The sequence below is a fragment of the Pedobacter xixiisoli genome, assembly GCF_900215335.1.
Lineage (GTDB): Bacteria > Bacteroidota > Bacteroidia > Sphingobacteriales > Sphingobacteriaceae > Pedobacter > Pedobacter xixiisoli.
Genome location: NZ_OCMT01000002.1, coordinates 831,791 through 853,017, shown reverse-complemented (window position 1 = coordinate 853,017; position 21,227 = coordinate 831,791). Strand labels below are relative to the sequence as shown.

At 38.1% G+C, this 21,227-nt stretch carries 23 protein-coding genes; 10 read left to right on the top strand and 13 right to left on the bottom strand.

Going from position 1 to position 21,227, the window contains the following annotated elements:
- Positions 1-5: 5 nt before the first annotated feature.
- Genes CRO54_RS09905 through CRO54_RS09895 form a run of 3 tightly spaced genes read left to right on the top strand, consistent with a single transcriptional unit; the run spans position 6 to position 1,630 of the window.
- Positions 6-752, top strand: a complete 747-nt coding sequence (locus tag CRO54_RS09905) for a LytR/AlgR family response regulator transcription factor (protein WP_097131504.1) — start codon at positions 6-8, stop codon at positions 750-752.
- Between the two features lie 57 nt (positions 753-809).
- On the top strand, positions 810-1,160 hold the full coding sequence (locus tag CRO54_RS09900; RefSeq protein ID WP_097131502.1) for a DUF2752 domain-containing protein: 351 nt from the start codon (positions 810-812) through the stop codon (positions 1,158-1,160).
- 5 nt (positions 1,161-1,165) lie between these two features.
- The gene (locus CRO54_RS09895) at positions 1,166-1,630 is read left to right on the top strand and encodes a CCC motif membrane protein (RefSeq protein WP_205943967.1); all 465 of its coding nucleotides are present in this window, start codon (positions 1,166-1,168) and stop codon (positions 1,628-1,630) included.
- A gap of 49 nt (positions 1,631-1,679) precedes the next feature.
- Here CRO54_RS09895 and CRO54_RS09890 read toward each other — a convergent pair whose 3' ends face one another.
- Both CRO54_RS09890 and CRO54_RS21580 read right to left on the bottom strand, forming a co-directional pair.
- Positions 1,680-2,075 carry a bactofilin family protein gene (locus CRO54_RS09890; RefSeq protein WP_097131501.1) on the bottom strand — a complete coding sequence of 132 codons (396 nt, stop codon included), beginning with the start codon at positions 2,073-2,075 and terminating at the stop codon, positions 1,680-1,682.
- A 1-nt stretch (position 2,076) separates the two neighbouring features.
- Positions 2,077-2,961, bottom strand: a complete 885-nt coding sequence (locus CRO54_RS21580) for a M23 family metallopeptidase (RefSeq protein ID WP_276329156.1) — start codon at positions 2,959-2,961, stop codon at positions 2,077-2,079.
- Between the two features lie 118 nt (positions 2,962-3,079).
- On the opposite strand from CRO54_RS21580, the gene CRO54_RS09880 reads away from it, so the two are divergent.
- Entirely contained in the window at positions 3,080-3,490 is a 411-nt protein-coding gene (locus CRO54_RS09880) for a BrxA/BrxB family bacilliredoxin (protein WP_097131496.1), read from the top strand.
- A gap of 407 nt (positions 3,491-3,897) precedes the next feature.
- Here the strand turns inward: CRO54_RS09880 and CRO54_RS09875 are convergent, their stop codons facing one another.
- From CRO54_RS09875 to folP, 9 genes are all read right to left on the bottom strand, one after another.
- Positions 3,898-5,070, bottom strand: a complete 1,173-nt coding sequence (locus tag CRO54_RS09875) for an aminotransferase class V-fold PLP-dependent enzyme (RefSeq protein ID WP_097131494.1) — start codon at positions 5,068-5,070, stop codon at positions 3,898-3,900.
- 628 nt (positions 5,071-5,698) lie between these two features.
- Positions 5,699-7,114: a TolC family protein gene (locus CRO54_RS09870; RefSeq protein WP_097131492.1), complete on the bottom strand. Its 1,416-nt coding sequence runs from the start codon at positions 7,112-7,114 to the stop codon at positions 5,699-5,701.
- Positions 7,115-7,119: 5 nt separating this feature from the next.
- Complete coding sequence (locus CRO54_RS09865) at positions 7,120-8,481, bottom strand: HlyD family secretion protein (protein ID WP_097131490.1); 1,362 nt, start codon at positions 8,479-8,481, stop codon at positions 7,120-7,122.
- Positions 8,474-9,478: an ABC transporter transmembrane domain-containing protein gene (locus CRO54_RS09860; protein ID WP_097131488.1), complete on the bottom strand. Its 1,005-nt coding sequence runs from the start codon at positions 9,476-9,478 to the stop codon at positions 8,474-8,476. The genes CRO54_RS09865 and CRO54_RS09860 overlap by 8 nt, the downstream gene beginning before the upstream one ends.
- Positions 9,479-9,541: 63 nt before the next feature.
- Positions 9,542-9,877: a hypothetical protein gene (locus tag CRO54_RS09855; RefSeq protein ID WP_097131486.1), complete on the bottom strand. Its 336-nt coding sequence runs from the start codon at positions 9,875-9,877 to the stop codon at positions 9,542-9,544.
- Between the two features lie 240 nt (positions 9,878-10,117).
- Positions 10,118-12,616, bottom strand: a complete 2,499-nt coding sequence (locus CRO54_RS09850) for a YfhO family protein (RefSeq protein ID WP_097131484.1) — start codon at positions 12,614-12,616, stop codon at positions 10,118-10,120.
- Between the two features lie 227 nt (positions 12,617-12,843).
- Positions 12,844-13,635, bottom strand: a complete 792-nt coding sequence (gene cdaA, locus CRO54_RS09845) for a diadenylate cyclase CdaA (protein WP_097131482.1) — start codon at positions 13,633-13,635, stop codon at positions 12,844-12,846.
- Positions 13,636-13,708: 73 nt separating this feature from the next.
- A complete protein-coding gene (locus CRO54_RS21715; protein ID WP_420812683.1) occupies positions 13,709-13,954 on the bottom strand; it encodes a four helix bundle protein in 246 nt (81 codons plus the stop codon).
- A gap of 233 nt (positions 13,955-14,187) precedes the next feature.
- Positions 14,188-15,042 (bottom strand): dihydropteroate synthase, encoded by an 855-nt coding sequence (folP, locus tag CRO54_RS09835; protein WP_097131480.1) that lies wholly within the window; start codon positions 15,040-15,042, stop codon positions 14,188-14,190.
- 60 nt (positions 15,043-15,102) lie between these two features.
- Here folP and CRO54_RS09830 point away from each other — a divergent pair, with 60 nt between their 5' ends.
- The 6 genes from CRO54_RS09830 to CRO54_RS09805 all read left to right on the top strand — a co-directional run bounded on the left by CRO54_RS09830 (position 15,103) and on the right by CRO54_RS09805 (position 19,715).
- Complete coding sequence (locus CRO54_RS09830) at positions 15,103-15,645, top strand: DUF1599 domain-containing protein (RefSeq protein WP_097131478.1); 543 nt, start codon at positions 15,103-15,105, stop codon at positions 15,643-15,645.
- A gap of 25 nt (positions 15,646-15,670) precedes the next feature.
- The gene (locus CRO54_RS09825; RefSeq protein ID WP_097131475.1) at positions 15,671-16,417 is read left to right on the top strand and encodes a phytanoyl-CoA dioxygenase family protein; all 747 of its coding nucleotides are present in this window, start codon (positions 15,671-15,673) and stop codon (positions 16,415-16,417) included.
- Positions 16,418-16,427: 10 nt separating this feature from the next.
- A complete protein-coding gene (locus tag CRO54_RS09820; RefSeq protein WP_097131473.1) occupies positions 16,428-17,579 on the top strand; it encodes a BT_3928 family protein in 1,152 nt (383 codons plus the stop codon).
- Positions 17,580-18,635: an ABC transporter permease gene (locus tag CRO54_RS09815; protein ID WP_097131470.1), complete on the top strand. Its 1,056-nt coding sequence runs from the start codon at positions 17,580-17,582 to the stop codon at positions 18,633-18,635. It begins immediately after the preceding gene.
- A 135-nt stretch (positions 18,636-18,770) separates the two neighbouring features.
- On the top strand, positions 18,771-19,133 hold the full coding sequence (locus CRO54_RS09810; protein ID WP_097131468.1) for a four helix bundle protein: 363 nt from the start codon (positions 18,771-18,773) through the stop codon (positions 19,131-19,133).
- Positions 19,134-19,211: 78 nt separating this feature from the next.
- On the top strand, positions 19,212-19,715 hold the full coding sequence (locus tag CRO54_RS09805) for a shikimate kinase (protein WP_097131466.1): 504 nt from the start codon (positions 19,212-19,214) through the stop codon (positions 19,713-19,715).
- A gap of 132 nt (positions 19,716-19,847) precedes the next feature.
- On the opposite strand, the gene CRO54_RS09800 is transcribed toward CRO54_RS09805, so the two are convergent.
- Positions 19,848-20,243, bottom strand: a complete 396-nt coding sequence (locus CRO54_RS09800; protein ID WP_097131463.1) for an acyl-CoA thioesterase — start codon at positions 20,241-20,243, stop codon at positions 19,848-19,850.
- Between the two features lie 127 nt (positions 20,244-20,370).
- The gene (locus CRO54_RS09795; protein WP_097131461.1) at positions 20,371-21,222 is read right to left on the bottom strand and encodes a BadF/BadG/BcrA/BcrD ATPase family protein; all 852 of its coding nucleotides are present in this window, start codon (positions 21,220-21,222) and stop codon (positions 20,371-20,373) included.
- Between the last annotated feature and the right edge of the window lie 5 nt (positions 21,223-21,227).

The following is a 21,227-nucleotide window of genomic DNA, read 5'->3' as shown; positions in this document are numbered from 1 at the left end:
TAGCGATGAAACTTTATATTTTAGAAGACGAAGTACTGATTTTACAGCATATTTTACAGATCGTAAATAAAATTGATTATTTAGAAGTGGTGGGTTCTGCTGCCGAAATTGCAGTTGCTGCAAAAGAAATTCCGGCGGTAAAACCAGATATTATTTTAGCAGATATTCGTTTGAAAGACGGAGACAGCTTCCATTTGTTCCACGAAATTGGGATTGCCGATTTTCAGGTGATTTTTCTTACCGCTTATGACCAATATGCTATTCAGGCACTCAACTTGGGGGCGTTTGGCTACCTGCTAAAACCTATTGACGAGGTATCACTCACCGCATTGCTGAATAAATGTTTTCACCATAGCGAGCAAGAAAAATTTGAACAGCAACAGCTAGCAGTTTCTAGAGAACATTATTTAGCCCAAGGTTTGGGAGCGAGCAAGCGTATCGCCCTAAAAAGTGTAGAATATATCGAAATCGTAAATATTGATGACATTATGTTTTGCAAAAGTGATAGGGGTTATACTTCATTTTATTTAAATGACGGAAGAGAAATTGTGGTTTCAAAAGGCTTGAAGGATTACGAAAGCTTGCTTACGCCGTTTGGATTTTTAAGATGCCATCAATCTTTTTTGGTTAATTTTAAGTACGTGAAGAAGTATTATCGCGAAGGTTATTTACAGATGGAAAACAAAGAAAACATATTGGTGAGCAGCAGAAAGAAAGAAGAGGTAATCAAGTATTTAGAGAACATTGCCTAAGGGAGCATTTCAACAAAGTTTTGTACATCAGTAGTAGAATGTATATTTTAGCTTCTCATGAAAAATGCAGCACTGCTTTTAATCTCAACTTCCACAAAAAGCGAAGGCTTTATTCATTGGCTAGAACATCATTTACTTGCTTGTCCGTTTAAAAAATTAACAGGTTTAGATTGCCCAGGTTGTGGTCTACAACGCTCTATCATTGCACTTTTAAAAGGCGATGTTGTTGCTTCTTTCAAGTTCTATCCACCAACTTTAGCCATTATCTCACTGACGATTTTTATGCTATTGCACTTAAAATTCGATTTTAAAAATGGAGCTCTGATAATTAAGGCAATGTATATTTTCATTACCGCAGTGATAATAATTAATTATATTTATAAAGTTTATCATCAACAATTATTCTAAAAAAAATGTCAGAAGAACTAGAAGGACAAGCGTCTCCAAACCCACAGCCAAATCAACCGTCACAACAGCCCTTTAATCAAGGGAATCCGTACCAGCCACAAGGTCAAGGTGCAGGTTTTGGATTTGGCGGCATGCAACAAGCTTTGCCAAATGCAACAGCGGTATTGGTATTGGGTATTTTATCGATCATTACATGTTGCTGTTTTTACGGCTTAATCAGTCTTGTTTTGGGTATCATTGCCCTTGTTTTGAGCAAAAAGGATATCGCATTGTACCTTTCTAACGTAGGAATGTACACCGAAGGTTCTTATAAAAATCTAAAAGCAGGTAGGGTGTGTGCTATCATCGGATTAGTATTTAGTGCAATTATCATTATCGCTTGTATCATATTTATTGCCACTTTTGGTTTCGATATGTTGAGAGATCAAGAAGCAATGAAAGAGTGGATCATGCAAATGCAAAATCAATAAAAAACTATTCAATCACAGCAAAGCCCCGAAATTTTCGGGGCTTTGCTGTTTATACTGTTGCTAAAACTTTGTCTTCAGTTTTGATGATTTGCTTCATCTCTAGCTTGCCGTTGTACTGGGCACCTAATTCTATTTCTAAAGTTTCGGTTTTGATATCGCCATCAACTATTCCGGTTTTCTTGATTTCGAGCTGTAAAGCTTGTACATTGCCCGTTACCGAACCATAAATAATTGCCGACTGGGTTTTTACATCGCCGATGATGATCCCTTTATCTCCTAAAATCAAACCACCTTCTGTAGTTACATTTCCGGTTACTTTTCCATCAATTCTAATGATAGAGTTCCCTTTTATTTCGCCATTCACTTCGTAGCCATAACCAATTAAAGTGCTAATTTCCTGCTGATTTAAACTAAGTGATTTCGCTTCTTTCTTCTTTTTAAACATGTTACTCTAGCGTTATGTATGATTTGGGATTCAAGATTTTACCGTTTTTGTGTACTTCATAATGTAAATGTGGACCAGTAGACCTTCCCGTAGAACCTATTTTCCCAATGGCGTCACCAGCAGCAACTCTTTGGCCTTGTTTAACCGATATTTTAGAAAGGTGACCATAGTAAGTTTCGAAACCATTGCCATGGTCAATAATCACTACGTTTCCATATCCGCCTTTGCGGCTCGCAAATTTGACCCTGCCATTGGCGGTAGTTTTCACGAGCTCGCCGTGATTCCCTTTAATGTCCAAACCTTTGTGACGTTCAATGCTTTCTCCGGTAAAAGGGTTTTCTCTGTGTCCAAAATTGGAAGTGATGCGGCCTTTGTGAGGATATCCCATGGGCGTAAAACCTACCAAGCGAATCATTCTCTTCAAGTATTCTTCATAGAAACTACCCATTTCCACGGTAGAGCCTAGCTCATCATCCATTTCGCCGCCTTGACTTTTGGGCATGGGTTTTAAACCCCTTGCCTTTAAATATTTGTTGATTGTTTTCAGCTTGTCGTCTATGGATAGATAGTGTTTTTTGATAGCTGAAGTATCTAATTGTACCACTTCCGATTTTTGTTTTTCTAAGAGCATTGCCAATTTTTGATTGGCAAGCTGTATTTCTGCCTTGCTTTTTACTAAGTGCATAATCACACCTAAAAACAAACCTATTAAAGCCAATAGGCCAGCAGCAAATTTTTTCCAGTGCTTAATGTAGTAGGTTTTGATTTGAAAAGGCCTGCTATAATCTTGATTTTGATTAAGAAATATGACGGTTGTTTTATCCTTCCGTTGATACATGTTTACTCCTAATTTGTTTAGCTTGGTAAGCAAATATATGATTTTCAATAAAATATGTAGAATGGTTATAATATCATCCTATTGTTAAAACTAGGTTTAATAACGTCAAAAAGTAGAAAACCTATACAAATTGCTTATTTTTGCATCCACATTTTAAAAATTAGATATGTATCCAGAATATTTAGTAGAGCCAATGCGTGCCGAGTTAACCAACGTTGGTTTTGATGAGTTGAAAACCGTAGAAGAGGTTGATGCTGCCATTAAAGGCGAAGGAACCGTGTTTGTAGTGGTAAATTCTGTTTGTGGCTGTGCTGCTGCAAATGCTCGTCCGGCTGCGAAGTTGGCTGCTGCTAACGCTAAGCACCCAGATAAATTAGTAACCGTTTTTGCTGGTATGGAAAAAGACGCGGTAGACAGAGCTAGGTCTTACATGATGCCTTTCCCTCCATCTTCACCATCAATGGCATTGTTTAAAGATGGTAAATTAGTTCACATCATTGAGCGTCACCAGATTGAAGGTCGTCCTGCGCAAATGATTGCTGAGAACTTAATCGGTGCATTTGAGCAATATTGCTAATTGGATTAAGGATAAAAAACAAGTAAAAAGGACAGAGGTTTAAGGCTTCTGTCCTTTTTTTGTTTTAGCTGGGATTGGAGATTGACGGCCGGAATGGCGCACTACAGTTCTTTTAATGAGAGGGATTTTTAAAAGCGCCGAAACGCCCCGCCCGTTGGGCACCCCTCTGGAAGAGGGGAATGGCGACATATTTTCCTCCGATTTATCGGAGGGTGGTCTAAGACGGGCGGTGTATTTAAAATACTTAGAAACTGTTTAAATGTCGATGAAGATAAACACTCAGGCGGGTGGAGACACCCGCCTGTAGCTCATAGCTAAAGTTTGGTGTCCTCACCAAACTCAACCTTTAAAATATTCTTTCCATTTTAAGAGATTATTCAACTAATTGATGTAATTATTCAGGCCTATCAAACCTCTCTTAACAACTTTCCTACCTTTTCTATTTCCTCCAAAGTGTTAAAATAATGTGGAGAAAAGCGAATTGCCCAATCCACATTTTTCTTGGTGAAATCTATTAAAGCACTTCCTTTAAAACTCACAGAATGATAAACTTGATTGTTGGAAAGTAGGTTTTGTAATTCTGTTAGCGCTAATTTGTGGTGATTAAAAGTCACAATGCTGCCTAATCTGTTTCCTTGGTCTAATACTTTAATGCTGGAATTTTCTGCTAGTAGCTTTCTAAGCTCGCTACTCAATTGTTCATTATAGTTTTGGATGTTCGCCAAGCCAATTTCGTTTGCATAGCGGATAGCTTCTGTAAACCCAATCATAGCAGCATAAGATTGTTCGAAAAACTCAAACGCTTTTGCAGTATGGGTGGGTTGGTAATCCTCGAAAGAAGTCCAATTAGCTCCTTTCATATCTATAAACAAAGGCTTAAGGTTTTGCGCCAAAGCGTTGTCAGAAATATATAAAAAGCCTGTTCCTCGAGGTCCTCTCAAAAACTTTCTTCCAGTTGCTGTTAAAAAATCACAGCCAATTTGCTGTACATCAACTACCAATTGCCCAACCGATTGGCAAGCATCTATTAAATACAAAATATGATGTGCCTTGCACAGTCGGCCAACCGCTTCTACATCTTGTATTAATCCCGAATTGGTAGGGATGTGAGTTACCGCCACCAATTTAGGTTGATGCTTTTTAATCAAACTTTCTAAATCTTCTAAGTCAATTTCGTGATTGGCAAGGTTTTTAGTTCGATAAACTTCTACATTAAACCTCTTTTTGAGGGAAATAAAAGCGATATGATTGGAAATATAATCGTCGTCGGTGGTAATAATACAATCACCACTTTTAAATGGAATGCTCGATAAAACCTTTGCGTAGGCATCGGTATTGCTATTGGCAAAAGCAATGTTTTCCGCTCTGCAGTTGAGCATTCTTGCCACTTCTACATAAAACTGATTTACCTGCTCGGTTTGCTGATTAGCAATAAAATAACCTCCAAATTGTTCTTCTTCTTTTAAATAATTGATGGTTTTTTCTACTACTGTTTTAGGCATCAATGATGAACCAGCACTATTTAAGAAAATTTTATCGGCACAGCCCAGTGTGTCTTTTCTAATCTGATTGATATCCATATTTAAAAAGCTATGTTGCAAAATAGTTAAAAGCGAATAATAGCTTGTTAGTTTGGGTTTAGAAAATTAGTTTTCTACATCCAATTGACGATGAGATTTTTTTTCGCCTCATTGGCGGCTGGGCCTATTTCTTTTTTTCATTTGAAGTTGATTTCTTTCAGTGGTATTCAAGAGTACTTCGCAGTTCTCTTGAAAGAAAAGAACCAAAAGTTCAAGGCTGCATAGCCTAGCTCGCTTCAGCTCAATCAAACTTTGATAGCACAAAATGAGCCGTTTCACTTCTCCATTTTGCTTGGTAGTTGGTTATCTAACAGCAATGCTGACGTTTGATTGGCTTTCGCATTGCTATGCTAAGAGGCCGATTCCGTACTTGGGAATGGTTCTGAGGATTAACGGTCGTACTTGGCGAAGAACAGTGGTTTTTATCAAAGCAAGTTTGCATTGAGCCAAAAAATAACCTGATGCAGTGTGAAAGCCAGCCTATGAAACCCTGTATTGTGTAAAATAAACCTGAACGAAGCGGAAAGCCCACAGGCAAGCGCAGCGAAGACGAGGACTTGCAGCAAAGTGCAGGGCTTTCTGTAAATTTGAACACTGTATTTGCTTTTCTAAATCAATTATAATTGGATCACATCCTCGTTCCAGCTTTATAATACAGTTCGGCTAGTTTCTTTTCATAACCGATAATCATTTCCTCACGTTTAATTTTCATATCAATGAGTTTAGATTCGCGGGTGTTGATAAGGAACAAGGTGCTTTCTCCCAAGCTAAACTTAGCATTTTCCCCTCTTAAAAGCATTTCCTGATTAGCTATGCTTTTTACCTGCACAGCCAATTGCTGACTATAAGCATCCAAGTGATTGTAGCTGGCAATGACCGAATTCTGGATTTCTCGGTTAGTTTGCTGGATATCGTACTGCAATTCCAGCTGCTTAATTTTTACCTCTTTCAACTTTCCTCGTTCTGCTCTCAGAAATAATGGAAAAACGAACTCTAAACCCAATTTGTAGTTACCCATATTAAAATCGTAATGAGTGGGGATATTGCTGTTAAAATCTCTTCTCATCGATAGGAGCGAGGCACCAACATTCAATTTGGGTTTTAATAATTCGGCTCGGTACGAACGTTCTATGGCTAGCTGTTCATCCTTCGTTTGCAGCTTAATTAAGTCAGGATGTAGACTATTTGCATGGCTTAGTAAAGTGTCTAGCAATTGCTGTTTCGGTCTTTCTTTCAGCTCTGCTTCTTGTGCGGGACGAGCGGTTTCGGGCAGTTCTAAAGGTTGAGCTTGATTGTTCCACAAATGATTGGAAAGCGTAAGACGAGCATTCATCAAGTCTACTTTCATTTTTTCGAATTGGATTAATCGATCTTGCACTGTAATTGCCGCTTCTACAGAATCAATGCTGGCTTTATCGCCTAAAACAGTTTGCTGCGCAATGGCCTTGAAACGAGTTTGAGCAAGTTGAACCCCTTCGTTAATCAACAAAAATTGCTTGTAAGCGAAATGCCAATCCCAATAATCTTTCACAATAGCAAACCAAGTGGTATTGATGTGTTTTACACGCTCAGCTTCGGCATATTTAACCATCACTTTGGCCTGTCTTAAGGTGTTACGTCTCGAATCAATCAGTAAACCTTGTCCCAACGGAATACTGATGCCGATACCAGTTAAACCTGCCGTAGAAGTATGTGTTTCGGGGTTAGTGTAATCGCCGACATTTCTATCATAGCCCAGTTTTAAATCTGCGCCAGCTAACCACAATGGCACTTTTAATTCGCTTGCCCAACGGTTATAATATTCCGAGTTGCCGAATACCTTTCTATCAAATCCAGCTTTTAAAGCAGGGTCGAAGTAGCCTAAAGATTGCATTACATTTGCCCTAGCAGCTTCGCTCAATAAAGCAGCCTGCTTCATAATTGGGTGATTTTGGAAAACAATTTCCTGCAAATCTTCGATTGAAAAGACATTGGTGGTATCTTTTTGTGCGTAGCTGATTTTGGCAACGAACAAACAGAAAACGAGTAAGCATAGTTGTTTCATGATTCCTATTTTTCTTTACCTGCCTCTTCTTTTGGTGCTCTCTCTAAACTTGGTGGAAACCCATTTAATTGTCGCCATATTTCGTACCATACTGGCACCGAATTAAGGATTACCCTACCGTAAACTCCCGAACCTTGACGGAGCTGGATTGGCCAAGGTTCATCGTCTGCTGGTGTTGGTTGCATTTGTTTGATCAACACCCTATAAGTGCCGTTAGCACTTGCCATTCTGTCTATCGAAAATACTCTGCCGGCAAAAGTACCTACGGCAACCGAAGGCCATCCTGAGAATTGAACTGAAGGCCATCCTTCGAACTGTAGTCGTACCTCACTGCGATCGTGTATCAAAGGAACATCCATTGCGTTTACGTAAATTTCTGCCGCAACCAGTGGGTTTTTAGGTTGTAAGGTAGCTACAGATTCACCTTCTTTGATGTTTTCGCCGATACCAGCTTTCATCGTTTTGATGACATAACCATCTTGCGGAGCCCTAACCACATACAAGCCCTGCCTAAAATCGATGTTGGCAATTTCGTTGCGGAGCTTGGCAATATCACCCTGTGCCGAAGCTTGTCCCGATAAAGCAGAACCCATATCTGATTGTGCTTTAGCTAACGATTCCTGATATTTCGCCCGAATGTTATCTAGTTCAATTTGTGCATTGAGCAAGGTTTGCTTGGCGATGGTCAGCTTGTTTTCTTGCGCAATGAGCTTAGCATTGTCATTTTGAAAGTTCATTCTACGGGTTTCGATATCCGTTAGGGAGAACAAGCCATCTTTGTAACCTTGTTCGTAGCGTTCTAATCTGTCCTGACTTACTTTGTAAAACTGCTTCACCGCAACTAAATCGGCACTATCGCTTTTAACATAATTTCGGCTTTGCTTTACTTTGTTTTCAGCAGCAATCAGTTGGAAATTCAATCCACGGTTAAGAGCCTGTATTTGGGTGCTAGTCGCACGCATTTTTTGTTTAGCGGCCTCCTCGCTGCCTTTTTTAGCATTTAACTGCTCTTGCAGACGCAGCGAAAGCTCTGGGTCAAAATACGATTGGGTAATCTCTGAAATTACTAAAATGGTATCTCCCTTTTTCACTGCTTGTCCTTCACTCACGTACCAACGTTCTATGCGTCCGCCAATTTGGTTTTGTACTGTTTGCGGCCGGTCTTGAGGGCTTAAGGCTGTAACCGTACCTTTTCCTGGAATGGTTTGTCGCCAAGGAAGAAATAGAATGATGAAGAAAAGAAGGAACATGATAAGTATAATGCGCTTTAATAGCAGCATTTTACTGATTGGAATTAGTGAGGCATTAGAATGTTCTGCCAAGTTTTCCCAATGTTGCTGGTGGTTTACTTCGCGACGATTAGCCATGTTTAACCTCCTCTCCGTCAAAAAGGTCTAAGTCGGTCACCACAGCTAGTTTTTCTGCACTGGTAATCATGTCAAAGATGGTATTCATACTGGTCATGATTTTTTCAACGGCATAGCTAATTTGCACCACAATTACCTCTGCAGCTACAAATTGTCCGAAAGTCATTTGGCGTTCAATTACGAAATATGAACCCATCAACAACAGTGCGCCCATCAATACCGCTCTAATAAGAATGGAGCTGGCAAACAGTTTACGTAGCACTTTGAAATGGCTGGTTCTAGATTTTAAGTAGTTGGAGGTAATTTCATCAGTCGTTTTCATGGCCTCTTGCATCTTGGCTTTGTCGCCCCTAAAATCGTCTAAGTTGGCGGCAATCTCCTCCAAATAAGCCACTACTTCGAATTTATAGGTAGATTCCTTGATACTGGTTTTTACTGCTTCTTTAAAGTAAAGTCCGATGATAAAAGGTAGTACCAAGACGATAAAGATGCCGAAGGCCAAATAAACGGGATGGTAGAATGATAATAAAATAGCGCTAAAGACAATAAGTATGGCAGCGGCGATGATTTCTACTACGAGTTTGGTCAATCCTTTTTGTATCGTTAGAATTCCGAAAAAGCGATTAATAAGTTCAGGTGGATATTCGCCTTCCAATTCAGTCTTTTTTATTCTGGGCAGCCTGTAGGCAAATTCTAACGAAGTGCGTGCAAATATTTTCTGCTCTACCAATTCTACCAAGGTTAATTGGCCAATTAATAAAAGGCCACCTAAAATAATTCCCGCCAGTACAACACCAATTAAGATGTAGGTAGAGCTATACATGGAACCATTGCTGAGTAAATTAAAAATGGCTGTAGTACCCAAGGGCAGTGTCAAGCCAATTAAACCAATTAAGATGGCGTAAAAAAGGATATAATTGATAGATGAACGTTCAAAATGCAAAATTGCGACTAAGCGTTTCCAAGGTCTTAGTGGCGCATCATGTTTATGATTCATGAAATAGTAAGTAAATGTAACTAATAAGTGAATTCTAAGCTTGTACGATACAAGTTGAAGGCATTAAGCTAGTTCGGGAGGCTCACTTAAAATGGCGATGAGCGGTTCGGTGATGATGGCCAATAAGTATACACGGTTGTGTGCTTCGTTAATGATGGGTTCTTTCGAATAAGGTTGATTTGGGTTAGGAGATGAAATGTCCCAAGTCTTTTTTATCGTTCTTCCTGATTTATCTTCTTTTGCACCTTTCTCATCTTCCGAGGGCTGTTGCTCTTCCAGCTCGCAAACAATGTTAGACCATTTACAGCCAAAAAAGCTATTTGCTTTCAGGAAAAAACCTAAAAACAAAAACGAGCTAAGGAAGTAAATTGTAAATCTGTGTCTAAAAAAGGCAATCATTCACCTGCAAATATATGATCGATAGGTTAACTGAAAGCGTATTTGGAAGTGTTGGGGCTTGAAAGTGTGGTATTTTACAAAAACGTGAATCGTAGATTAAAACCCCATTAGAAAAATTGTTTTACGACTGATTCTTGTTTAAAAAGGAGAAGGACTGATGTGCTATATGATCAATCCTTTCCATAAAAAAAAGCCCTCCGATAAAATCGTAGGGCTTGTATTGATGCACTGTTTTTGAAATTACGCAGCTTTCTTTTTTCTAGTTTCACTGTAGCCAGCAAAACCTAAGCAAAGTACCAAAAGAATGGTTCCTGCTAATGAAATTTTTTCACCTGTGTAATAAGACTTAGGCTCAAATTTGAATTCAACTTTGTGGTTACCAGCTTCTAATTGAGCAGCACGTAAAACGTAATCAGCTCTGAAATAAGGTTTTTGTACGCCATCTACATACATGTTCCAACCTTTGTCGTAGTAAATCTCTGAAAATACTGCAATTACATCACGTGGTGCGCTGTAGCTATATTCTAAGTGGTCTGGATGATATTTTTCTAATTTAATAAATGCAGAAGGATCTGCACCTAAACGAGTTGTATCTAATAATTTTTTGTATTGCTCATCAACAATGGCTTCTTGTTTAGGGTCGAAACTATTGATCGCTTTCATTTCCTCATCGGAATTTTTTACGAACTGAACGCTTTTCACAATCCAAGCATTACCTAAAGCGGTAGCATTTCTGCTCATTTTGTAAGAACCATTTTGAGGGTCTTGGGTAATGAAATATCTCGTATTCAACATATCCAATACATCTTGGTTTACGCTTTTCGAGAACTGGTTTTGGATAAGTTCATCATATCTCTTCAACTTAGCTGCATGGTAACCGCCCACAGTTTTATGGAAGTTAGAAGTGCTGGCATCGTTAAAAGTATTAATGCTTTGATCGTAAACACGGAAGTTAGGGTCTTTATCGCTTGCAATGAAAGTATCTACATCTCTAGGCTGGAAATAATTAGCCAAAGTAGTTTTACTTTCGAAATTCTTGTTGTTTAAATATTTGCGGTCTACTTGCCACATATCAATTAATACAGCAAGTGCTAACAAACCGAAAGCTAGTTGGGTATTTAATTTTTTGGTAAGGAAAGCCCAAACAATGGCATAGCCGATAACAACGAAAAGAAATGCTCTAAAGGCATCGGAACGGGCAATAGCTGCACGGTCTTGTACCAAAGCATTGGTTAGTTTTTGCGCAGCAGCAGCGTTGTTTTGCAAAGCCTGAGTTAAAGCTTGTACAATTTCTGCATGGTTGTTGGTTTTGAAACTAAAAAGCAAGGTAGGAGCTAAGGCTACGATTAAGGCAAAACCACCTGTAATGCCTGCTGACCAGGTCAGTTTCTTAACTAATTGTTTCTGTTCGATATTACCTTCTTGTGCTTCTTTTAAAGCTAAGAATGCCAAAACTGGAACCATTAAGCCAACTACTGCTAAAATGGATTCTACTGCTCTGAATTTATTGTAAAGAGGGAAGTAATCATAAAATAAATCGGATATTAATGGAAAGTTTTTACCGAAAGAAAGCAACATGAAGAGTACGGTTGTTGCTAAAATCCACCATTTGATTCTATTGCGAACTATAAATAAGCCGAAGATATACAAGAAACATACAATGGCACCAAAGTAATAGCCACCAGATGTACCAGGTTTTTCGCCCCAGTATTCTTGCATGTTGAAACCTTGCGCTAACTGTTGGATAACTTGATTGGTTTGGCCTGGGTCTCCACCAGAAAAATCTGCTGAAACAGCTTTATATAAATTGCTTTCTGGTTTTACTAGTTCATCAATTCCGGTAGCGCCACCATATAAATTAGGGATTAAGAAAGTAAAACTTTCGCCCACTCCTTGACTCCACGCATAAGCATAATCTTTAGTCATGCCTGCTTTTTCCTTGGTGCCCGCTTCTGTTGAAGTTAAATTAGATTTACCACGATTGGTTTCTGCAGCATATTCAGAAGTTGTCCATAATAAGCTGGCGTTAATCATAACGGCAATAACTACCGCACCAGTTAAAAATCCAATTGCTTTACCAAATGCAGGAAGTGTTTTGTTTTTATATGCTTGATATAATTCCATTCCCACTAAAATTAGTAGTGAAAGGAATAGATAATAAGTCATTTGAACGTGGTTAGCTCTAATCTCTAAAGCTAAAAATAGTGCGGTTAAACTTGCACCAAGCAAATATCTGCCTCGTAAAGTCATTAAAATACCTGCAATAATTGGAGCGAAAAAGCCGATGGCCAAAGCTTTGTTGCTATGACCTGTGGCAATTAATACAAAATTGTAAGTGGTAAACGCAAATGCGATGGCACCTGCCGCTGCCAGCCAAGGATTTACCTTTAAAGTAATAAACAAAAAATAGGCGCCAACTAACAATAATAACACCGTGCCTACTGGATTTGGGAGTGCTTTTGTAATTAGGGCGATACCATAAGTGGCACCATTGTAAGCATATTGTACCCAAATTTGATAAGCGGGCATCCCGCCAAACATTTGGTTTGTCCAAAGTGGTCCTTTTCCATCCTTGTCTTTGTATTCCATGATTTCTTTTTGCATGGCTTTAGACTGGATGACATCGCTTTGCGCCGGTGCTTTACCTTGCAAAACTGGACTGAAATACACGAAACAGATAACAACGAAAGCTGCTAGAATGGCAAGATGGATGCCGTTTTTATTGAACCAATTATTCATATTCATTTTTAACTCAGCCCAAAAATAGAAATTTGAAGCAGATTAAGAAGAAAAAGTTTGTGAAGCCTCTATGTACAATCCGTTTCATCTTCCGTCATCCTCGCGTATGCGGGGGATATTGAAGCGATAGAAGTTACGATTCCTTATCGAGTACGGAATGACTACTATAGGCTAGTCAGTGCGACTTTGTGAAATTTCAACCTTCCAACCTTATAAGATTTAAGCGATTAAAAATCCTTATTCAGCAACTTTTCAAGTTCTCCGAAAGAAACGTTCATACGCACACGACCTTGTTTGGCGTAGGCAATTTCTCCGGTTTCTTCAGAAATGATCACAGCCACCGCATCTGTAGATTCGGAAACACCGATACCTGCTCTGTGCCTCAATCCAAATTGTGCAGGTAATTTGTCGTTGTCGGTTAAAGGAAGGATGCAGCTGGCACTTTTAATTTTATTCTCCGAAATTACCACAGCACCATCATGCAATGGGCTATGTTTTTGGAAGATGCTTTCCAGCAGTCGCTTAGATATTTTACTGTCAATCATTTCGCAACTGTTCGTGAAATATTCATCATCGTAATACTTTACAAACACCATTAATGCACCAGTACGAGATTTTTTCATGCTTTTACAAGCGTCGATAATTGGCTTAATGCGTAGTAAATTATCTTGCTCTGCACTTTTATTACCGAATAAATATCCCCACCAAGCTTTGTTCTTCTGCAAGAAAGTGTTCTTTCCGATATGTAGTAAGAAGCGTCTAATTTCTGGCTGAAAAATAATTACCAGCGCTAAAATTCCTACACTCATGAATTTGTTGATGATCGCTTCCAGTAATTCCATGTGAAGACCTTTCACAACGTAATATACCAGTACAATGATGATCATCCCCAACACCAGGTTTACGGCAAGCGTGTTGCGAATTAAACTGTAGATGTAGTAGATTAAAATGGCAACTAGGGCAACATCAATGGCATCAATCCATGTAATATTTAGAAAATCGAAATCAAGGCTCTTCATTGGTGTACAAGATAGACAATATAGTTTAATTGTTTAAATTGGTGATTTGGTTAATTGTTAACTAAATAATTGTTTAGTTGTTCTTAAGTATCGAGTTTTTCAACGCATTCAATTTATTAGCGATTTCATCTAACTTCAATCTAAAATATTCGTATTCTTCCGCAGTAATAAATTCTAAATCAAATGCGCCAATAATGTGGTTAACAGTTTCAATTGCACTTGAATAAGAAATAGTTATGAAATGAGCTTTGTCTTTAGTTGTGACTCTAGCAGAGCCCTCCGCTAAACAATCTGCAATACTGCTTGCGGAACGTTTGATTTGACTAGTTAAGCTAAATAATTCTTCTTTCGGATTTTTTTTTGTGAGCAGATAAATTCCTTTCTAAATGATCTCGCTTTTTGCCAAGTTTCTAGTTTTTCAAAAGAGTAGGTATGCATTTTAAATATTGGTTAATTGTTCGAACTGTTGATTTGGTTAATTGTTTGTATCTGCAATTTAACAAATAGGCGATTAACCAGTTCATCAGTTAACTGATTTAAACAATTAACCAGTTAACCAACCACACGATTAATTAATTCCACACACTCTACCGCTTCCTTTACATCATGCACCCGTAAAATGTTAGCCCCTTTAAGCAGCGCAGTAGTATTCAGTACGCTAGTGCCATTCAATGCTTCTTCAGTTTTAATATTCAGGACTTTAGTGATCATCGATTTTCTAGAGAAACCCACTAATAAAGGCATCTCGAAGAAATTAAGCAATTGCATATTCCTCAACAGCTCGTAGTTGTGGTCTAGGGTTTTGGCAAAGCCGAAGCCTGGGTCTAAGATGATATCTTTAACGCCCAAATTGTTTAAGGTTTTGATTTTCTCACTGAAATAACTGAAAACTTCGGTGGTTACATTTTCGTAACTTGGGTTTTCTTGCATATTTTGTGGCGTACCTTTCATGTGCATCATGATATAAGGCACTTGTAGTTTTGCTACGGTTTCGAACATTTTTTCGTCCAAATTTCCAGCGGCAATATCGTTGATGATATGTGCACCAGCATGGATACTTTCTTCGGCCACTTTTGCCCTAAAAGTATCTACCGAAATTAATGTTTCTGGAAAAGATTGGTTAATAGCTTGAACTATCGGAACCAAGCGTTCAATCTCTTCTGTTTCACTAACATCTGTTGCGCCAGGACGGGAAGAATAAGCGCCAACATCGATAAACTTTGCACCAGCTTCAATGAACTTTTCAGTGTTTCTCAAAGCTTCATCAACAGAGCTTACACGGCTTTTGTTGTAGAACGAATCTGGAGTAATATTTAAGATCGCCATTACCGAAGGTTTACTGATGTCAATAAGTTTGCCTTTGCAGTTTAGCGTATGTTTTCGGTTTAAAAATGTATCTTTAGCCATCAGTTAACAAAAAACAAAAATAGCCGTTTTATTGGCTAAATATTAAATATTTTAATTGTTTTGGCAGCAAATACTTCTTTAGAATACGATCAGGTGATAGCGGTTTGCAAATCACTTTTTATTAAGAAAACAAAAGATTACGGTACAGCTTGGCGCATTTTACGCCCAGCTTCTATTACCGACCAAATCTTTATCAAAGCGCAGCGCATTAGAACTTTAGAAGAAAAAAAGGTTTCCAAAGTAGGGGAAGGCGTTACTTCTGAATACATCGGAATTATCAACTATTGTGTAATGGCGATTTTGCAATTGGAGTTGGGAGAGGATGAGCCAAATGAGTTAGCTGTTGATGTTACAGAAGCTTATTACGATGAACGTGTACAAGAAACCAAAGACTTGATGATGGATAAAAACCATGATTACGGTGAGGCTTGGCGTGATATGCGTATCAGTTCGTTAACGGATTTAATCTTGATGAAAATTTTGAGAGTTAAACAGATTGAAGATAATGACGGACAAACTGTAGCATCAGAAGGTATCAAAGCCAATTATCAAGATATGTTGAACTATGCAGTTTTTGCATTGATTAAGTTGGGAGTGGCTTAAAGAGTTTAAACTTAAAAGTAAAAAATTGGAGGTCGAAAGTTCAAATTCCTTAAAGCAAAGCCATTTTTCAACTACGAAATTAGAGTTGGAAGAAAGCGGATTTTCGATAGTAAACGATATTTATACTCCAAAGGAAATAGAGCAAATTTTGGCTGTAATAGCAGCAGCAAATAGCGACAAAGCAACGTTCAGAAAATCGGAGGATTTATTTGCCATCAGGCAATTTTTAAAGGAAGTTCCAGAAATTGAAAGTTTGATTTTTAACGATAATTTGAAAGACTTACTTGTGGATGTTTTCAATAACAATGCTTTTGTAGTTAAGAGCATTTACTTTGATAAGCCTGAAAAATCGAATTGGTACGTGGCTTATCATCAAGATTTGACTATTTCTGTTGATAAAAAAGTAGAGTTGGAAGGTTTCGGACCTTGGACAGTGAAGCAAGAACAATTTGCGGTTCAACCTCCATTAGCTATTCTGAAGAGGGATTTTACCATCAGAATTCACTTGGATAATACCAGCATAAATAATGGTGCACTAAAAGTGATTCCAAAATCTCATCTGAAAGGAATTTATAGACCTGAAACGATAGACTGGAATGTAGAAAAAGAGGCTGTTTGTGAAGTGCAAAAAGGTGGTGTGATGTTGATGAAACCTTTGATCCTACACAGTTCAAACAGAACAACTAATGGACAAAAGAGAAGAGTAATACATATAGAATTTTCTGATGTTGAATTGCCTGAAGCTATTCAATGGTCGGAAAGATTAAACTAGAGATTTGATGATGAAAAAAGCACTTTTTCAGTTTTCCAAATGGTTTGTAGGTATCCTGTTCATATTTTCGGGATTAATTAAGGCGAATGACCCGCTAGGTTTTGGCTACAAACTACAAGAGTATTTCGAAGTTTTCCATATCAGTTTCTTAAACGGCTGGGCAACTGGAATTGCTGTGCTGCTTTGTGTACTCGAAATTGTATTTGGTGCACTTTTATTGTTAGGGATTTTCAGAAATTTCGTAGTGAAAGGATTGTTGGCAACCATCATCTTCTTTACTTTTTTAACCTTCGTTTCTGCAGCCTTTAAGGTGGTTACCTCTTGCGGTTGTTTTGGAGATGCTATTCCGCTAACCCCTTGGCAATCGTTTAGTAAGGATGTAGTGTTGCTACTGCTGATTGTTTATATTTACATCAATAGAACGCTCATTAAACCAATTACGGAAAAGCCAGCGGTACAAAGTAGTTTGTTTGCAGCGGTATTTGCAGCATCATTGCTGTTTGGTACCTTCACGTATAATTTTTTGCCCATCATCGATTTTCTTCCCTACAAAGTGGGTTCTAATATTCCGGAGAACATGAAAATTCCGGAAGGAGCACCAGTTGATGAATACCTCATCATGTACGACCTAAAAAACAAAAAAACTGGTGAAACTCAAACCATGAGTGATAAAGATTACATGAGCAAAGAGGTTTGGAAAGATGAAAATTGGGAAGTGATAGGCTCGCCATCTCGTGAACTCGTAAAAAAGGGCTACGACGTGAAAATCAAAGATTTGATGATTACCGATGCTTCGGGAACAGATTATACCAAAGAAATTGTAGAAAATCCTTACTATAGTTTGGTGGTGGTGGCTTACAACCTCAGCGAAACTAACGAAAATGCTATTGCAGAAGCTAATGCTTTAGCACTCAATGCTGCTGAACAGTTTAATATTCGTACTGTATTGTTGACTTCCAACTCTGCCCAAGACGCGGAAAAGTTTAGCAAGAAAATGAAGTTATTCATGGAAGTTTTTTATGCTGATGCTGTACCTTTAAAAAGTATGGTTAGGGCTAATCCAGGCGTTTTGCTGCTTAAAAACGGTACTATCGTGAATAAGTGGCATTATCATTCGCTGCCTTCGTTTGAGGAGTTCACAGAAAAATATTTCGCTAAGTAAATGGGAATCTACGCACTTAGAAAGTTGTTATATGGATTAGCTGTGATGGCTGGTGTAGTTGCGGTAGTTTTTGTGCTGTTTAACATTTTACCTGGCGACCCCGCAAGAATGACCATGGGACAACGTTCTGATGTACAATCTTTAGAAGCCGTACGTAAGGAGTTTGGCTTGGATAAATCTAAACCTGTACAGTTTTTCCTGTATGTGAACGATTTGTCGCCCATTAGTGTTCACGAAAATACGCCAGAAAACCAAGAGAAATACAGCTACGTTAAGTTGTTTAAGATAGGAGCTGATGCATGGGTATTAAAAAAACCTTATTTGCGTCGTTCATACCAAACTAAACGAGATGTAACTACTATTTTATCCGAAACCGTACCTAATACTTTTGTTTTAGCATTAACTGCAATGATTTTTGCAACCATTATCGGTGTATTTTTAGGCGTGCTTTCTGCTGTTTACAGAGGTACTTGGATTGACAAAGCGGCTAATATGTTTGCGATCTTGGGTATATCGGCACCTGCTTTTTTCGCAGGAATTATCATTGCTTGGTTCTTCGGATTTGTATTGTCAGATTACACAGGACTAAATATGAGTGGCAGTTTATTTAGCTACGACCCATTTGAAGGCGAAGTAATGACTTTGAGAAATCTATGGTTACCGATGATTACTTTAGGGCTTCGTCCGCTAGCGATTATTGTGCAACTAACCCGTAGTGCCATGTTGGATGTGCTATCTCAAGATTACATTCGTACAGCAAGGGCTAAAGGCTTATCTCGTAAAACGATTATCTATAAACACGCTTTAAAGAATGCTTTAAATCCAGTGATTACTGCTATTTCTGGATGGTTTGCTTCTCTATTGGCAGGTTCATTCTTTGTAGAATATATTTTTGGTTACAACGGATTAGGACGTACCACGGTTTATGCTTTAGAAATGTCTGATTTTCCAGTAGTAATGGGCTCAATATTGTTTATCGCCTTTGTTTTTGTGGTGGTAAATATCTTGGTAGATTTGCTTTATGCTTGGATTGACCCAAGAGTGAAGTTAGCTTAAGAGTATGGTTAATCGATTATTTGTTTAAACTGGTTAACTGATGATTTGCAGGGTGCTTAATTGTATTAATTGCTAATTTGTTAAATTGCATAGGTAAACAGTTATCCAAATAAACAGTTTAAACAAATAACCTATATGCATATCTACTCTTTTGAAAAACTAGAAACTTGGCAAAAGGCCAGAGTATTTAGAAAAGAAATTTATCTCCTCACAAAGAAGTTTCCTAAAGAAGAATTATTTGGACTAACTAGTCAGTTGAAACGTTCGGCAAGTAGTATTGGAGATTGTTTAGCGGAAGGCTCAGCTAGAATTACTACCAAAGACAAAGCGCATTTTATTACGATGTCGTATGCGAGTTCAATTGAAACGGTAAATCATATTATAGGTGCATTTGATTTAGAATTCATTACCGAGGAAGAATACGAATATTTTAGATTAAAGCTGGACGAAATAGCAAACAAGCTAAATGCTTTGAAAAAAGCTGTTTTGAAAAGTTAAACCTTTTGCGTATAATCATTAAATTGCGTATCGTAACGACGATTAACCAGTTAACCAATTCAAACAATTAATCTAAACATGATAGTTTTCCTAGTAGGATTTATGGGTTGCGGTAAAAGCACCAAAGCAAAACAATTAGCTAATTTATTGGAATGCCCAGTAATTGATATTGATGCGGTTATTGTAGAGCAGCAGGAGATGAGTATCGCTGATTATTTTGCTGCCAATGGCGAAGGAGCTTTCCGTCAGTTGGAGAATGAAATGCTTAAATCTTTCGATTATCCTGAAACTTGTGTGGTAGCTACAGGTGGTGGTTTGCCCTGCTTTTTAGATAATATGGAATGGATGAATGAAAACGGCGTCACTGTTTATTTGGAAATGACACCGCCACAATTGGTATCGCGTTTACATAACCGAGAAAAACGTCCTTTGATAAAAGGTATGGACGATGAACAGCTGCTAGCGTTCATTATTGATAAATTGGAGGAAAGAAACGTATTTTATCGACAATCGAAAGTGGTTATTAATTCCTTTGATTTAGATGCGAAAGCGTTGTTGGAGGAATTGGAGACTTTAACCTAGTTCTCTTTGTAATGCGTCATTACCGTGAAAACGGGAATCGTAAAGCGAAATTTATATGTCAATTTCTTAACGCATTACGATTGCCAGTCGAGCTGGCAATGACGAAAGTTCTAAAGGAATACTGGTGTTGAACTAACCCATATTCTCCAACTTCTCATCCATCTTCCTGATTTTGCTTTTACCATGAGGAATAGGTTCACTACGTTCATTCACATTTACGAAAACCATTTTATCAATAGTTAAAATTGCCTTTTTTGTAATCTTATTCCTTACCTCACACTTTAGCGTAATAGATGTTCTTCCAAACTCAGACGCAGTCATTCCCATTTCTACAATGTCTCCCAGTTTTCCTGATGATACAAAGTTGATTTCGGAAATCAGTTTGGTAACTACCCTTGGCGCTTCTAATTGGCACATGGCATAAATTGCAGCTTCTTCGTCAATCCATTTTAACAAGCTGCCTCCAAAAAGGCTACCATTTGGGTTTAAGTCTTCGGGCTTAATCCATTTACGGGTGTGGAAATTCATCGTTTTTACTATTTCCAGCTAATATAAGAAATTGGCTTTAGTCTCAATAGGGGAGAGGAAATGTTTATCACAAAAAAAAGTCCCAACTTAATGTCGGGACTTTGGTATGCTTAAATCCTTTTACGGATTATCTTTTGCTCAAGTGGTATTCTACTAAATCATCTATTGGAGAACGGATGATTTTTCCAACGCCCATTTCATATTTATCAGCAACTACGCTTAATCTATCTCTAAAACTGTAACCAACCGAACCTACAACGTTTAACAAATGTTTGTTATAGTTAGGGTAGTGTTTTACCAATTTCTCGAAGAAAGCAGTAAATGCAGTATCTACTACATCTTCAGCATATTCTTGGTAAGTAGTTTTGAAATCATACAAAAACTTACTGAAACTTGCACAGAAACGGTTTGGTAATGGTTTATTGTAGATGTTGTCGAAAATATCTTCGTTGCTTAATCCGTAGATGTTGAAGAAGCTTTCGCTTAATCCTTTCGGCATAAAGCCTTTCATGTAATCGGCCAATAAACGTTTGCCAATAAAGCTACCGCTACCTTCGTCGCCCAAGAAATAACCTAGCGAATCGATGTTTAAGGTAATGCCTTCGCCATCGTATAAGCAAGTATTGGTTCCTGTGCCTAAGATAGCAGCAAAGCCAGGCTCGTCACCCAAAAGTGCACGACAAGAAGCTAACAAATCATGGTCTACATTGATTTTAGCATTTACAAAAACTTTTTGCATCGCATCTGATACAATTTTTTTGTTGCCATCTGTAGAACAACCTGCGCCATAGTAGTAAACTTCTTCCAGTTTAGATGCGTCTAAGCTGTCAGGCAAAGTGGTTCTTAATGAGTTTTCAATGTAATCTTGCTTTGCAAAATAAGGGTTGTAACCCTCGGTGTTAAAATGGATTTTCCTTCCGGCTTCGTTGATTAAGCACCAGTTGGTTTTAGTAGATCCACCATCTGCAATAAGTATCATTTTTT